At 50.2% G+C, this 16,846-nt stretch carries 10 protein-coding genes; 8 read left to right on the forward strand and 2 right to left on the reverse strand.

Annotated features, from left to right (window positions below; all coding sequences use genetic code 11):
- Nucleotides 1-177: 177 nt before the first annotated feature.
- Entirely contained in the window at nt 178-1,662 is a 1,485-nt protein-coding gene (locus BP71_RS11170) for a glycine--tRNA ligase (protein ID WP_496379135.1), read from the reverse strand.
- Nucleotides 1,663-1,928: 266 nt separating this feature from the next.
- Here BP71_RS11170 and BP71_RS11175 point away from each other — a divergent pair, with 266 nt between their 5' ends.
- The 3 genes from BP71_RS11175 (at nt 1,929) to BP71_RS11185 (ending at nt 9,280) form a co-directional block, all read left to right on the forward strand.
- The gene (locus BP71_RS11175) at nt 1,929-4,322 is read left to right on the forward strand and encodes an ABC transporter permease (protein WP_496379136.1); all 2,394 of its coding nucleotides are present in this window, start codon (nt 1,929-1,931) and stop codon (nt 4,320-4,322) included.
- A gap of 79 nt (nt 4,323-4,401) precedes the next feature.
- On the forward strand, nt 4,402-6,774 hold the full coding sequence (locus BP71_RS11180; protein WP_496379138.1) for an ABC transporter permease: 2,373 nt from the start codon (nt 4,402-4,404) through the stop codon (nt 6,772-6,774).
- Nucleotides 6,775-6,874: 100 nt separating this feature from the next.
- Complete coding sequence (locus tag BP71_RS11185) at nt 6,875-9,280, forward strand: ABC transporter permease (protein WP_496379140.1); 2,406 nt, start codon at nt 6,875-6,877, stop codon at nt 9,278-9,280.
- A 28-nt stretch (nt 9,281-9,308) separates the two neighbouring features.
- Here BP71_RS11185 and BP71_RS11190 read toward each other — a convergent pair whose 3' ends face one another.
- On the reverse strand, nt 9,309-10,553 hold the full coding sequence (locus BP71_RS11190; protein ID WP_496379142.1) for an MFS transporter: 1,245 nt from the start codon (nt 10,551-10,553) through the stop codon (nt 9,309-9,311).
- 231 nt (nt 10,554-10,784) lie between these two features.
- On the opposite strand from BP71_RS11190, the gene BP71_RS11195 reads away from it, so the two are divergent.
- The 5 genes from BP71_RS11195 to BP71_RS11215 all read left to right on the forward strand — a co-directional run bounded on the left by BP71_RS11195 (nt 10,785) and on the right by BP71_RS11215 (nt 16,800).
- Nucleotides 10,785-11,246, forward strand: coding sequence for a hypothetical protein (locus BP71_RS11195; RefSeq protein ID WP_496379144.1), 462 nt, complete (start codon nt 10,785-10,787; stop codon nt 11,244-11,246).
- A 35-nt stretch (nt 11,247-11,281) separates the two neighbouring features.
- Entirely contained in the window at nt 11,282-12,163 is an 882-nt protein-coding gene (locus BP71_RS11200) for a winged helix-turn-helix domain-containing protein (protein ID WP_496379146.1), read from the forward strand.
- A gap of 6 nt (nt 12,164-12,169) precedes the next feature.
- Nucleotides 12,170-14,578, forward strand: coding sequence for an ABC transporter permease (locus BP71_RS11205; RefSeq protein ID WP_496379148.1), 2,409 nt, complete (start codon nt 12,170-12,172; stop codon nt 14,576-14,578).
- A 228-nt stretch (nt 14,579-14,806) separates the two neighbouring features.
- Nucleotides 14,807-15,469 (forward strand): ABC transporter ATP-binding protein, encoded by a 663-nt coding sequence (locus tag BP71_RS11210; RefSeq protein ID WP_496379150.1) that lies wholly within the window; start codon nt 14,807-14,809, stop codon nt 15,467-15,469.
- 20 nt (nt 15,470-15,489) lie between these two features.
- Complete coding sequence (locus BP71_RS11215; RefSeq protein ID WP_496379152.1) at nt 15,490-16,800, forward strand: TolC family protein; 1,311 nt, start codon at nt 15,490-15,492, stop codon at nt 16,798-16,800.
- Nucleotides 16,801-16,846 lie beyond the last annotated feature (46 nt).

Consider the following 16,846-nt stretch of genomic DNA (forward strand, 5'->3'; position numbering starts at 1 on the left):
GTGGCTACAAACGGCCTAATTACTAAAAAATCGGCATTATTTCCATCAGAAATGATTTTGCAGTACAAGCATTGAGTAACAGGCTGCCTATCCGCATACGACGCGATAATCAGATAAAAAACAGAAGAGCGACCGTTTCGGGCCGCTCCTCTGTTTTATGCTATGGCCAAAACCATATCAGATCGCTTCCAGGATTCTCTCGACAGCAACCTGATAACCAATTTTCTCCTTCAATTCGCTGATATGCACGCGCTCCTGCTCCATGCTATCGCGGTGACGGATCGTCACCGTATCGTCTTCCATGGTCTGGTAATCCACCGCAATACAGAACGGTGTTCCGATCAGGTCCTGACGGGTGTAACGTTTTCCGATCGCAGCGCCATCGTCATATACTGTACGGAACGATGATTTCAGCGAATTGGCCAATGCCTGCGCTTTTTCAGCCAGTCCGTCCTTTTTCACCAGTGGCAATACGGCAGCTTTAAACGGAGCCAGTGCCGGATGCAATTTCAGATAGGTCCGCTCCTTTGCGTTTTCTCCTTCACCTACCGTTTCCACCGTAAATGCATTGCAGAATGCCGCCAGGAACAGACGGTCAGCCCCAACCGATGTCTCCACCACGTAAGGAATGTAGTTGCCATAAGGCTTGCCGTTTTCGTCCAGATCAGCGTCGAAGTATTGCTGCTTTTTCTTGGATAGCTCCTGGTGATTGCGCAAATCGAAATCCGTCCGTGAATGGATACCTTCAATCTCGCGGAAGCCGAACGGGAATTCAAACTCGATATCCACTGCGGCGTTGGCGTAATGCGCCAGCTTTTCATGATCGTGGAATTTCAATTTCTCGGCGGGCAAACCTACCGCCTTATGAAACTTCATCCGTGCCTCTTTCCAGTTGGCATACCATTCCATTTCGGTACCGGGACGCACGAAGAACTGCATTTCCATTTGTTCGAACTCGCGCATACGGAATGTGAACTGGCGCGCCACGATCTCGTTCCGGAATGCCTTCCCGATTTGAGCGATCCCGAAAGGCACCTTCATACGACCGCTTTTCTGCACATTGAGGAAGTTTACAAAAATCCCCTGCGCCGTTTCAGGGCGGAGGTAGATCTGGTTGGACTCCTCTGCCACCGACCCCACCTGTGTACTGAACATCAGGTTGAATTGGCGTACCTCAGTCCAGTTGGCAGTGCCGGACACCGGGCATTTGATCCCTTCCGCGATGATCAGCTCACGCACGCCATTCAGATCTTCGGCGCTGAGCAGGCGGCCCATTTCAGCCAGCAATGCCTGTGCTTTTTCAGGCTGACCATCCTTTTCATATTGTTCGGCCTTGCCTTCCAGCAACTGGTCGGCGCGGTACCGTTTTTTGGAATCTTTATTGTCGATCATCGGATCGTTGAAACCATCGATATGCCCGGACGCTTTCCAGGTCAGCGGGTGCATAAAAATCGCCGCGTCGATGCCCACGATATTGTCGTGCAGCTGCGTCATGGCCTTCCACCAGGCAGCTTTCAGGTTGTTTTTCAATTCCACACCATTCTGACCGTAGTCGTAAACGGCTTGCAATCCATCATATATCTCGGAAGAAGGAAATACGAAACCGTACTCCTTGGCATGCGCAACAATGTCTTGAAGAGAGGTAGCAGGTGCTTGGCTCATTCTGTTTGTTTAAAAATCAATATGAAAAAACGACAATTAAATCCATCAAAATCATGAATTTGGCAAAATTAGGGATTTTGACGGCAATGCATATTTTCTTTTAAGGGAAATAAAAAGCGGTACGCCCGTGCGACGCCGGACGGTTTTGTCCGATCGCGAACACTTTAAACGGAGCATATCAATCATAACAAATTGATTTTAAACAAGTAAGAAACCCTGGCATATGTTTTTCAAATAGTACATGACATAACAAACCTCAACACCCAATGCTATTCAACTACATCAAAATATCGCTTCGCAACCTGCGTAAACAAAGGCTTTTCAGTGGGTTGAATATCGTAGGGCTTGGCATCGGTATGGCAGCCGTGTGGCTGATGGTCCTTTACGTCGCCGACGAGCTCAGCTACGATCGTTTCCATTCCAAAGCGGACCGCATTTTCCGTGTCGTTCAGCATGCACAATGGGCCACGGGGAGTTTCAACCTGGCACCTACTTCCGCTCCATTCGCGGGCGCATTGCAGAATGAATATCCCGAGGTCGAAAAAACAACCCGCATCAGCATCGAAGGCGGCGGTACGATCCATCATGGGGAAAAGAAAATCGATGTGAACGATATCTATTTCACCGACGCTTCGGTCTTCGACATTTTCAACCGGCCTTTTATTTACGGGGATCCCAAAACTGCTCTGAAAGAGCCCCAAAAGATCGTTCTGACCAAAACGTTGGCGGAAAAAATCTTTGGAGATGCGGCGAAAGCGTTAGGTCAAACCATTTTTTTCTCTAATAATTTCCCCAACACCGTATCCGGCGTTATCGGGGATACCCCAGCCAATTCGCATTTGCAATTCAGTGCTTTACGCTCACTTCCGGAAGGCTTCACCGGCGGCTGGCAAAGCGGCGATCTCTACACATATGTATTGCTCAAAGAAGGAACCGACTACCGGAAACTCGAACAGAAATTCCCCGTTTTTTATGAAAAATACCTCAAAAAGGAAATGGGTGGCGCCGATTACAGAATGGAACTCCAGCCGCTCACGGCTATTCACCTGCATTCCAACCTCGAGTATGAGTTGAGCACCAACGGCAACATCAACACAGTCTATATTTTCTCTGCCATTGCATTGCTGATCCTGATCATCGCCTGTATCAATTACGTGAACCTTTACACCGCACGCTCGCTCAAACGCATCCGTGAGGTAGGTGTCCGCAAGGCCATCGGTTCGCAGCGGTTGCAGCTGATCGGACAGTTCCTGACTGAGTCTTTCATCATGACCATCCTAGCCGGAATGGTCGCATTCCTGCTCGCGCAAGCCGCACTGCCCGTCTTTAATAAGCTCGCGGAGAAATCCCTGACCATCCAATACCATAACGGCTGGACCACCGCATTGGTCTCCATTTCGTTCCTCTTGCTGATCGGCCTGGTCAGCGGGCTCTATCCTGCACTGATGCTGTCAGGCTACCGGCCGGTAACAGCTTTGAAAGGGCAACTGGGTAATGCCACAGGCGGGGCGGGTTTCCGTCAGTCGCTGGTGGTGTTTCAATTTGCAGCTACGGTTGTCATGATTGCCTGCGCAGGCATTGTATACCGGCAAATACATTATGTCAATCATAAAGATCTCGGTTTTAACAAAGACCAGGTACTCACTTTTCATGTGGATAAAAGGGAGGTGAGAAGCCAGGTACATGCTTTGAAAGAAAAACTTGAACAAAACCCGCTGGTCGAAAGCGCCGCATCGGCAAGTAACCCTATCGGCAACAACACTATCGGCTCTGCGGGCATTTTCATAGAAACGGCCCATGGCGTAATGCCTTCGACGACGCAGATTACGCAGCGTTTCATGGCAGACGCCGACTACCTCAAAACAATGGGGATCAAGCTATTGCAAGGACGCGGTTTCCGGGATGATCTGCGGGGCGATATGACCAATTCAGTGCTGGTTAATGAAGCATTGGTCAAAAAACAGGGCTGGAACAATGCGATCGGGAAAAAGATCCGCTTTTCAACAGATAATAACACGCCTGGTCCGGAGGTAACGGTGATCGGAGTAACAGGCGATTTCCATACTTATTCCCTGCAACACAAAATCGAGCCGCTGATCATCCAGCTGCCTCCGCCGTCAGAGCAGGATAATGTGTACGTGCGCATCAACCCGGCCCGAGCGAAAGAAGCACTCTCCTACATCGCACAGACTTACAAGGCCTTTGATCCCGACGCTAGCCTGGATTTCCATTTCCTGGATGAAAATTTTTCAAAACAATATCAATCGGAACAGCGGCAGGGTAGTGTGCTGCTTGCATTCGCAGTACTCGCGATCGCCATTGCCTGCCTCGGTCTTTTCGGTCTGGCCGCATTCGCTGCCGAAGCCCGTACCAAGGAAATCGGTGTAAGGAAAGTGCTGGGCGCGAGTGTGCAGAATGTCGTGCTGATGCTTTCCAAAGATTTCATCAAGCTCGTCCTGCTGGCCATTGTCATCGGCATCCCATTGGCGGTGTACGCCATGAACGAGTGGCTCAAAAACTTCGAATACCGCGAACAGCTCTCCTGGTGGGTATTTGCATTGGCCGGACTCATCGCGATCGTGATCGCATTGATCACCGTCAGCTCCCAGGCGCTGAAATCCGCTTTAACTGATCCGGTGAAGGCGATCAGGGCGGAGTAGGCCTTCGGACCGAAGAGAGAGCTAAGTGAATGATTTAATTTGCAAATAATTCCAAAAACGACGGCAATAGCTGACATCCATGCTCAAAACCTACCTTAAAATTGCCATCCGCAACTTGTGGAAGCATAAGCTGTTCTCATTCATCAACATCACCGGGCTTGGGTTAGCGATGGCATTCTGCTTTATGCAGCTGATCCAGGTGCAAAGCACTTTTGAAAAAGATTCGTTTCATCCCTATCCCGACCGCACCTACCGGATCATTACAGACGCGACGGCCAATGACGGCGAGGTGCATTCGCTGGCCTCCACCCCGTTTCCACTGGGAGAGAAATTAAGGAACGAACAGAGCGTCATCGAAAAAACCGTGCGGATCAATCGCTCTTTCGGCGGCAACCTCAGTAACGGAATCAAGACGCTACGCACGAGTGGACATTATGCGGAACCTTCCTACTTTGAAGTGTTTGGTTTCCCGCTGGAAAAAGGCAGACCTTCTACCGAGCCATGGACAGTGGTGCTGACCCACGAAATGGCTGAACGTTTTTTCGGGAATGCGGATCCGGTCGGAAAAACGCTGACGAATGCCGAAATAGGAACATTTACCATTACCGGCGTCCTGAAACCTCTGACCAAATTCCAGACACACCTGAAAACGGACATCGTCGTGTCCATGGCGACCCTGCCATTGGTCAACCCTGCTTTAAAGAACGACGATTGGCAGCACTACAATACCTATACTTTTGCCTTGCTGACCAAAGGCTCGTCCCGGGAAGCCCTCGATCAGGCGCTTGCAGGCGTGGCGGCCGATAATAAAAAGACAGTCCGGTTCCAGGACATCAAAGGGCATGCTTTTCGCACGCAGGCATTATCTGAAATTTCTCCCGATTGGGAAGGCTTGCTGGACAATCCGTACGTCGAGCCGATCTGGAAAATGGGCGTAAGCCTGCTCATTCCGCTGATCATTATTGTTCTGGCCGGTTTCAATTACATCAATCTCACGCTCACGCGATCGCTCAGCCGTGCCCGTGAGGTGGGCGTACGCAAGGTAGCGGGCGCGAAGCGTTGGCAGCTTGTCAATCAATTTCTCGTCGAAACTATCGTGGTCGCATTCCTGGCGTTGGGCATTGGCTACGTCGGCCTGGTATTCATGAAATCGTATATCCACGTCGGCTGGCTGACGTGGGAGGTGAACGATACACGGGTATTATGGGCAATCTTTATCGGATTCGCGTTGTTCACCGGTTTTTTTGCGGGGATACTCCCTGCGCGGATACTCTCTTCGTACCAACCTGTACAGATACTGAAAGGCGAAATGGCGCCGACCGGCATCGGCAAACTGGGCTTTCGAAAAACATTGACCATCATCCAGTTTGTGGTAGCATTGGTTTTCATGACCGGCACCGGCATTATGAACAGCCAGTTTGAATACATGGCCACGGATAACCAGAATTTCAACCGGAAAAATATCCTCAACATCCCGCTGGCACCCGAAAGTGATTTCAGGTTGCTGGCTAATGAAATGGCGCGCGAAGCCGGGGTCAAACGGGTAGGACTTACCTCCGCCACCTTTAATGAAGGTTCCGGAAAGGCTAAGCTAAGCCGGCTCTCCGCCAAGAATACCGGCGATCAGCAGGATACCTTCATCTACGCCACCGACGGAAATTTCATAGAAAACATGAAACTTACCTTCATTGCAGGTGACAATGTCCCGGCTTCTTCCGATACTACCGTTCATTTTGTAGTGCTGAATCAAAAAGCCGCGCAGTCGCTGGGCTGGAAAGACCCGAAGGAAGCTGTCGGTCAAACGATCATGCTCAATCAGACGCAGGTGATCGTATCAGGCATTGTGAAAAATTTCTGCATCATGCGATACGAATTGCCGGTTTCGCCTTTGATACTCGCATTTGATCCGCAGGAAATCAAGGTACTCTCGCTGGAAGTCACGGATGGAATCGATCGTGACCGGCTTACGGCAGCGCTGGGAAGCATCTGGAAGCGCTATCACCCGCACGAATCATTTGTCCATTCATGGTATGAGGATCAGCTTTACGAAGATTACAGTGAAAATGGGGATCAGAAAGTTACTGATTTGCTCGTGCTCGTAGTGTTTGCCATTGCCGCAATGGGACTGCTGGGTATGGTCACCTACTCTACGGCCAAGCGGGTAAAGGAGGTAGGCGTGCGCAAGGTAATGGGTGCCAGTGTGACACAGATCATGCGCCTGCTCTCCGCTTCATTTATTAAAATGATCCTGATCGCCGCCGCCATTGCCATCCCGATCGGTTACGCCCTCGGCTCTTTGTTCCTGAATATTTTCACCTATCATGCCCCGCTCGGCCCCGGCGTATTCCTCACTTGCATTGGCAGCCTTGTATCCATTGGCCTGCTCACGATCGGAATCCAAACCTATAAGGCTGCCGTCACCAATCCCGCCGACACGCTCAGGAATGACTAAAGTTGTTTTCACATTTTCCTTTCCCAACTTCCATCGTTAAAAAAAGTTAAACACATCAACACTGAAAATCAATCATTTAAAATGCGGCTAATTTTGAGGTATGCTGAAAAACTACTTCAAAATCGCCTGGCGACATCTGATAAAACGCCGCTTCTATTCGCTGGTAACCATTCTGGGGCTGATGGTTGGGATGACGTTCTCGTTCCTTATGATGAGCTACGTGTGGGGCGAGCTAAGGGTCAATGCGGGGCTCCGCAATGCCGGCAACCAGTATATCATCCGCAGCAAGTGGACAAACCCGGATATGGGTGTCGATATGGCAACCCTGGGGCCGCTGGGCAAAACACTAAAGACAGACTATCCCAATCTGGTGGCCGACTACTACCGCTACGACGCAATTACCGTCGCGGTTTCAAAGGGCGATAAACATTTCCGTGAAGACGTCCAGACCGGAGATTCCACGTTGCTGACGATGTATGGGCTTCCGTTGCTGCATGGCGACGCCCGCTCTGCATTGAATACACCCAATGCCGTGGTAATCACCGAGGAGAAAGCAATTAAATATTTTGGCAAAACAGACGTAATCGGCGAGTCACTGACGCTGCATAATTTCGTCGGCGGCAAACAGGAATTCCAGGTCACAGCCGTCCTAAAAACACTTTCTGACAACTCCGTCACGCATCTGCTATCCAATCAGGCGGAGATTTTCATTCCATTCAGCAGTCTGGAAGGCCGGAAAGGTTCGGAGGAGAACTGGAATTTCCCCTACATGGTCAGTTACCTCGAACTTCGGGACGGCGTATCGCCGCGCGACCTTGAAAAAGCCATTATTCGGGAAATGACCACACATGCTCCCGAGGCTATCCGGACCAACCTGCAAGTATACCTTACGCCGCTCAACAACTACTATCGTGAAGCGAACAATGGCATTGTACAAACGATGATCCTGACACTTTCGGGCATTACTTTATTCATTCTGGTAATGGCGGTCGTCAACTTTGTAAACATTTCAATTGGAAGCTCCTCGTCCAGGCTCAAAGAAATAGGAGTCAGAAAAGTGCTCGGCAGTTTGAAAACCCAGCTCATAGGACAGTTTCTGGCGGAAGCGATCCTGCTTGCCTTCTTAGCAATGCTCCTGGCCCTGGGCTTTTACGAGGTTTGTCGGCCACTTTTTGCAGACATTCTGGGTAAGCCGATCCACTCACTCCTGGCTTTAACGCCTTATTCCGCCATTGTTCCGCTGATCATCGCGTTGGTGATCGGTTCACTGGCCGGCATTTATCCTGCCTTCGTATTATCCCGCATACCGTCGGTGGATTCGATGAAAGGAAAGTTGAAATCGGTCAAAGACAATGTGCTTTTCCGCAGATTGCTGATCACCATCCAGTTCGTCATCGCATTGTTCGTATTTGCCGGCGCGGCCATCGTTTCCCGGCAGGTGAATTATTTTTTCACAAAAAACCTCGGCTACCAAAAAGAGTCAGTGGTCACCATTGCGGTCCCGCGGGACTGGACACCGGCGGGGCTTGCTAAAATGGAAGGTATCCGGGACGAGCTGGGCCGTTTAAAAGAAGTCAGTAATATCAGCCTCTCCTACGAAATTCCCAATGGCAATAATGGAGGACATTTTGGAGTATTTCGCCCGGGACAGGACTCGACCCAGGCCATTCACACGTTGTTCCTTGGCACCGACACTGACTATGCCGGCACTTATGGGATCGGGATGCTGGCCGGCCGGTTTCTTCAGGACAAGCACACAGCCTATCAACCCAACCGCATCGTACTCAACGAAGTAGCCCTTCACGCATTGGGTTATGCCAATGCACAGGCCGCGGTGGGGCAGCAGATCAGGGTGCAGACGCTACCCGGTATGTGGACCATCGCGGCTATTACGCAGAATTTCCATTTCGAATCCATGCACCAGACGATCAAACCGCTGGCGTTCGTGGATGTGCGCGGTGCTAATTCATACCGCTACCTGTCCATCAAGCTCCATCGTTCCGATCTGAACCAGGCCATGTCTGCCATAGAAACCAAATGGCGGGAACTCATGCCCGACGCCCCTTTTGAATACAGCTTTTTGGATGACACGCTGCAAAAACTTTATGAATCCGAAGTACGTCTGAAAAAGGCATCTCAGGTAGCCACTGCATTGTCCATTGTAATTGTGCTGCTGGGTATTCTGGGGTTGGTGTCCCTCAATGTCGCCCGGCGCACACGGGAAATAGGCATCCGTAAAGTGCTTGGTGCAACCGGCCTGCATGTAGTGCTGATCTTCCTGACGGAATTTCTGGCGATCATGCTCATTGCTGCGGGCATTTCGTTTCCGGCGGCTATTCTATTGGGAAAGAAGTGGTTGAGCACCTACGCTTACCGCATGGACCTGGGCTGGGATATCTTTGCCGGAATCACGCTCGTATTCGGTTTGATCATCACCACGCTGGTGTGTTTGCAGACACACAGGGCCGCGATGATGAACCCTGTGAAGAGTTTACGGAGTGAATAATATTGATTTCCTGATAAAATAAAAACGGCTAACTCAACCTGACCGAAAACAAGTCCTTCGACCTCAAATAGATCCAGGTCACGACGACAATCGTCAAAACGCCTCCCATCATCACAGACGGGACAGTGCCGAACGCCTTGGCCATGACGCCGGACTCGAAGGCACCCAGCTCGTTGGAGGAGCTGACGAATATGCCATTGACTGCCGCCACCCGACCCCGCATTTCGTCGGGCGGATAAATTTGCAGGATCGTCTGACGTACGATTACGCTGACACTATCGAAAACCCCGGTGGCAAAAAGTGCCGCACAGGACAGCATAAAACTGGTTGAGACTGCAAAAACGATCGTAAATATTCCGAAACCGGCCACGGCCACCAGCATATTGCGCCATGCATTATGCGTGGGCGGGTAGTATGCCATGGCAAACATCGTCAATAATGAGCCGATGGACGGTGCGGCGCGCAATAATCCCAACCCCTCCGGCCCTACCCGCAAAATATCCTCGGCAAACACCGGTAAGAGCGCCACAACCCCTCCAAACAGAACAGAAAATAAATCCAGCGAAATCGCATACAATACGATCCGGGTTTTGAAAACAAAGCGAAACCCTTCTTTCAGGCTTTCCAGGATCGGTGTAGAAATCTTTGGAAATTCAGGTTTTGTTTTGATCATTCCCAGTAAGATCCAGCAAACGACAAAACTGCCGATCACCACCAGCAGAGTATTCGTCAGTCCTATAAATGCGTATAAAAACCCTGCGATCGCAGGCCCGGTGATCGATCCGGCTTGCCAGAACGAGCTGCTCCATGTTGAAGAATTATGATAAATAGCCCTGGGCACCAGGAAGGGCTTTAATGAGCTGGACGCCGGGGAATAAAATCCCTTTGCAAAACCGATGAGCGCAAACACGGAATAAATGACTACCAGATGTTGGGTCTGACTCAGCGCATTGTAAATCGAGGGCTGAAAAGCCGTATACAGAATTACCGAACCCAGCAGAATTACCACCAGGCTAATGTGCATGATCGTGATCTTATTCTTCTGATCCGCCACATACCCCCCAAAAATAGAGGTAGCAATAAACGGTACTACTTCCGCCAAGCCAACCAGTCCCAGCGCCAGTGGATCGTGCGTCATTTTATACAGTTCGTATCCGACAATGACTTCCTGGATCAGGATCGTAGCTGAAAAAAGAAAGGTGTTCGATATAAAAAAGCGGAAGTCGGAATAGCGGAGTGCCGCGTACGGGTCGTTGGATGCTACTGTTTTCAATGCAGTATCTGTGGTGTTACAAAAAGCTAACATCCGGAATCGGCCATAATGTTCTGCTTTAATCAAAAATTAATGCAAAATCCTTCCGGACTACCATTAACTGCTTTAACAATCCCCCATTCAATGTTTTACATTTTGTTTACAATGTTTTACAGGCGTGATGACCGGCCCTGTAATGCGACCAATAATTTTGGGTTGTAGAGGAACTTCATTCTTAAAAAAATCAAAATTATGAAAGCCAAATTCCTGCAACTGATTCCGGCGTTATTCCTGCTGTGCACTTTACACGCATCGGTCGCTTTGCCGAAATCCGACGATTCCGTCCGTAACGTTACCTTGCTGCTGAATGGAAAAACCATCAGAACCGAACAGCTTTTGGGCGTCAGCCGTGGGATTATTTCACTTCACCAAAACACCACATCGTCCAACGACCGGCAGGTTATCCCTTTTTACGTCTATCTCAGGCGGGATGGCATGATCGTGGATGCACAGGCGTATGCGCACAATCACGCAGTTTCTCAATATGAAATAGCGGAAGTACTCAAAGCGGCCCGTGCGGGCGACGAGCTGATCATAGATCCCGCCAGTCAGAATGACAAACACGCGAGGCGATCCATTATCGTGAGAAGCAATCAGATCGTTCCGCCGTTTAATTGGTACTTTAACTGGACCGGAAAAAAGGACAATTGTTGAAATTCCGTAAATTTGAAAGAAGCATTCGGTCTGCTATGCGCAATTCAAATCTGATTCTGGCATTAATGGGTTTGTTGAGCCTCCTGATAGGCCCTGGAAGCGTTACCATGGCCAATAACGATGCCATCCGTTTCTCAGAGAATGTCAACCTCGCCCTCCGTCGGACTGCACATCGCCTGCTGATGGCCAGCGGTGATTCGCTTTCTCAGATTCCGCCGGTCCAGCAAACCGACGCCCATACGTTTTCAGTGCGGATGGAGCATATGTTCGATTACGACAAGCTTCCGGAAACCTTACAGGAGTCGCTGCAGATGCACCGCATAGATCGCACCTACAACGTCCTGGTGACCCGTTGCGGAAGTAGTGAAGTCGTATTGGGCTACCAGCTTATGGACCTGGCCCAGCCGGATGGCGTACCCTGCAAAAGCCGCACCCACGATGACGGCTGCTATACCCTGCAGATCAGGTTTACGCCAGAGACGGAGGCTCCAAAAACGGCGGGGAACAATTGGATTCTTCTCACGTTGGGCATCACCGCCGCAGGTGTCAGTTTTATTGTATGGAACAGGTCACGACATAAAAAAACGCCCGTTTCCCAAGTTACGCCCGCAATCACTCCCCGGCTTACCTTCGGCGATTCGTGGCTCGACATCACCAACCAGACACTCCACACCGGAACAACCACGCAGACGCTGACCTACCGGGAAGCCAAGCTACTGGCACTTTTCGCCAGGAACACCAACCAGGTTCTGGAACGCGATACGATCCTGAAATCAGTATGGGAGGACGAAGGGGTCACCGTAGGTCGTAGCGTCGATGTATTCGTTTCCCGCCTCCGTAAAATGCTAGTCCCCGATCCGCTTATCAAAATCACCGCTATTCACGGTGTTGGCTACAAAATGGAAGTCCATTCCTGAAAAAACATGTTCAAAATTTTTCTGAAAATTGCCGGGCGTCAGCTCTGGCAGGCAAAGCTGTACGCTTCTATCAATATCATCGGGTTGGCTACCGGTACGTGCTGCGTCCTTTTTGCAGCCCTATATATCACCGACGAACGGAGTTTTGACCATTTTCATCAAAACAATCCGAACCTCTACCGCATTACCAGCACTTACCGGGACCACGGCCAGATCGTCACTACCGGTGGCACAGGACAGGTACAGGGCCCGGCATTTCAGGCGCAAATACCCGGGATCCTGCATTACACACGGGTGATGGGCGGCGAAATCTTCGGGGACGTGCGGCATGGGCATGACGCGTTCAAACTGCAATTACTGTTTGTGGACAGCTCCTTTTTTAATGTTTTTACATTCCCCCTGCTGGATGGCGATTCCCGAACTGCGTTACAAAACATCAATTCGGTAGTGATCACCCGGAAAACTGCGCTCAAATTCTTTGGCCGCACGGACGTCACAGGCGAAATACTGGAGATGGATGCGGATCCGTCGGCAATGCGCATCGGTAAACCATTGGTGATCGCCGGGGTGGCAGAAGATCCTCCGTCGCATTCGTCCATACAGTTTGATATTCTGTTTCCCTTCGAATTTATGAAGGTTTCTTTTGACGACACCAGTTGGCTGAATGCTTACCTGGGTACATTTCTGGTGCTTCGCTCCGATACCAAACCAGGCGATGTAACACTCGGATTCAACCGCATTGCATCATCCCTTTCTCAAACCCAGCGCAAGGAAAACCCGGAAGCTTCCCCAATCACCTATGGACTACAAAACATGACCGATATCCATTTTAATCCACAGGAAATCGCCAACCAGAACGGCGAATCGGGTATTGTAAATGGAAGCCGGTCCGTTTATTCCTACATTTTTCTCGGCATTGCTGCCTTTATCCTGCTGATGGCTAGCATCAACTTTATCAACCTCACGATTGCCTCATCCATGAAGCGGGCGAAGGAAGTGGGTATCCGGAAAGCAACCGGAGGCGGGCGTACAGGAATTATTGTCCAGTTCATGGGAGAATCAGCCCTCGCTGTTACCGCAGCAATGTTGCTGGCCATCCTGCTTGCCTGCTCGCTCCTTCCGGCATTTAATCAACTGGCTCAAAAACAGATACATTATTCCCAGATTTTTACGCCCGCGCTACTAACCTGGCTGGCGGGGATTTTCCTGGCCAATATGCTCTGCGCGGCATTTTATCCTGCCTGGCTACTTTCCAGGCTCACCCCCATTGCGACATTATCTCAAAAACAGGGATTATCCTCCCGGAACCCACTCGGTAAGATATTAATGGTTGTCCAGTTTGCGGCGGCTATTCTACTGGGTATCTCGAGTCTTGTTTTTTACAGGCAAATGCATTTTATCCGTTCCAAAAGTCTGGGGTATAATCCTGACCAGGTCCTGAAAATTGATATCCAGGGCGTACGCGATGTGCAGAACATCACGGCCCGATTCAGACACGAGCTCGCCTATGACCGGGAGATCCGCGCTATTTCGCTCGCAGGGGAGTTTGGTAGCCGGGATGTAGAGGTCAATGGACGGAAGTTCCTGAGCTTCGTCCGTACTATCGATACCCACTACGCACCTATGCTGGAAATGCGATTCCGGTCCGGTCGGAATTTTTCACCGGAGTTTGGAGCCGATAGCGAGTCCGGTGTTTTGGTGAATGAGGCTTTTGTCAAAAAAGCAGGTTTAAAAAACCCAATCGGGTCCACCCTTCTCCCGGACTCCTATTTTGGCAAAGCGCCTTTTACCATCATTGGCGTAGTCGATGATTTCCATTACAACTCTTTAAAGGAGCAGATCGGCCCCATGGTGATGCCGATGAGCACGCACTATGACGGAAGTGCCCTGTGGATCAAGATCGCACAGAAGGACCAGCAACAGACCATTCAGAAACTGGAAAGAACATTCAAAAAACTGCTTCCCGATGCTGTTTTCAACTATGCATTCCTGAGCGACAGCAATGCAAGGGCCTATGCGATGGAAATGCGATGGCAGCGCATTATCACGCTGGTGACCGCGATCGCCATCGTCATATGCAGTCTGGGCTTGTTCGGACTGGCGCATCTCGCCATTGCGCAGCGCCGTCGCGAAACAGGCATCCGTATTGCGCTAGGTGCCTCGGGTCCCGAAATCGCCCTGTTGTTTTCCAGGACTTTCATTAAAATCATTTCACTCTCCATAGTCATCGCTTTGCCTGCGGGACATTATCTGATGCAAAAATGGTTGGAAAATTTTGCCTACCATGCCGGCATAGCCTGGTGGATATCCCTGGTGTCGGGTGGCGCTGCGCTGGCTATCGCGATGGTCACGGTATATATGCAGGGGCTCCGGGCTGCGGCCGCTGATCCCGTGCTCGCACTCCGTTCGGAATAGATAAGCGGGTTTCGCCAACTACCCGATCCTGACCGTCCGATAGCGTACAAAATGTGTGCGCTATCGGACGTAATCATTTGGAAACACATTCAATATGCAATGATAATCAATGCATTATGATTTTGGCAAGCCTTTTTAAACCAGGTTTGGCATACGAGATGCCGGTCAGCATTTGATTTTAAAGCGGGTTGTCCGTAATTAGACCGCAAATCTCAAACCCAATTTTTTATGATCCAGTTAGAAAAAATATCAAAGTACTATCCCGCAGGTTTTGGCAAGACATATGTTTTGCGTCACATTGATCTGAATATCAAAGAAGGTGAATTTATCTCGATCATGGGTCCGTCCGGATCAGGCAAATCCACTCTGTTACATATCCTCGGCTTATTGGAAGAACCATCGGAAGGAGAATATCTCTTTCTCGACGAGCCGGTTCAAAAATTGTCCGAGAAAAAGCGTACCGAATTACACCGTCACCACATCGGTTTTGTATTCCAGGCCTACCACCTGATCGATGAGCTGACCGTATATGAAAACATCGAAACGCCTCTGTTATACAAAGGGACCGGATCGTCTGAACGCAAAAGCCGTGTAGCGGAATTACTGGACCGCTTCAATATGGTGGCGAAAAAGGATCTTTTCCCGCACCAGCTTTCCGGCGGGCAGCAGCAGCTCGTAGGTGTAGCCCGCGCGATCGTACACAACCCGAAAGTAATTTTTGCCGATGAACCCACCGGGAACCTTCATTCGGAACAGGCGATCGAGATCATGGAATTATTTCAAAAACTCAACCAGGAAGACAAAGTCACGATCGTGCAGGTCACCCATTCAGAAACCAATGCCGGATTTGGTAACCGCATCGTACGCTTGAAGGACGGCTGGCTGGCATAACCTAACTCATTCTATTAGCCATGAAACGTTTTATTTTACTTTTTTGCCTTTTACCGCTTCTCGGGCAGGCCCAAACCAAACTCAGTCTCGCAGAATGCGTGGACCTGCTGGCAAAGAACAACCTGATCTATCAGCAAGGCACTTTACAGGCGGAAGCAGCGCAGGCACAGTTGCGACAGACAAAATCCCAGATCCTCCCGCAGATCTATATTACGGCTGACCAAAGTTTGAATCTCGGCCGGAGTATCGACCAGTACACCAATACGTATATAGATCAGCTTTACAGCTATAATTCGCTTCAGACAGGGTTCCAGATGCCGGTTTATCAGGGAGGCAAGCTGCAAAACCAAACCCGCCAGGGCACCCTGCTCAAAGAGTCAGCCATGGAAAACCGCACCGCGGTGCTGAATGCCCAAACCGTACTGCTCATGCAGGGGTATGTCAATGTGCTTGCGACAAAAGCATTGCTTGAAGCCGCAGACCAGCAGGTAGCTTCATCACAACAACAAGTGGATAAGGTGCAGAAACAGGTGAATGCAGGGACAGCGGGAAATAATCTTTTCGCCGAAATCAAAGCCCAGCTTGCCAACGACAAATACCTGCAGGTAACAGCACTCAGCAATTACCGCACCGCACGCCTCGCATTGTTCCAGCGAATCAATATCACGCCCGACGACAATGTAGAATTCGAGCCGCTACTACCCAAGGAAAATGCGGTGCCCACCGTGGCCAATTCGACTGAGTTGTACGAAAATGCCATTAAGACTTTTCCGGAAATCCGTAGCGCCGAGCTGAACCGCCAGAGCTACAAATACCTCGTTAAGTCTATTAAGGCATTGAATTATCCGTCTCTGAACCTGAATACCAATGTGCGGGCATTCTATTCCACAAACAATAACTTCGATTATTTCAAGCAACTGAATTCAACCCGTGGCGGTTATATCAACCTCGGCCTGAATATCCCGATCATGGGTCGCTGGGTAACCCGGCCGCGTGTAGAGCTGGCCAAAGTGCAGGAACGCCAGGCACAAAATACGCTGGATATCGCCAACCAGCAGCTACGGCAATCCATCGAAGCCGCCGTGCTGAACCTTACCACCCTGGCCGACAAGCACGCAGCAGCGGAAGGCCAGGTCGAATCGCTGGCAGCAGCATTCGCCGTGGTCGAAAGCAAGTTCAATGCAGGGGTAGCGAGTATATTCGAATACACCCTCTCCAAAGCAAAACTCGCCCAGGCACAGAGCATCGCTATTCAGGCAAAATATGACTACATGATGCAGCAAAGATTGCTGCAATACTATCGCCAGGGCAATTGGCAAGGAGTATTTTAGGCTTATAGCTTTAAGCAATACGCTATAAGCGATAGGCCATAGATCC

The sequence above is a fragment of the Dyadobacter ginsengisoli DSM 21015 genome (genome assembly GCF_059568735.1).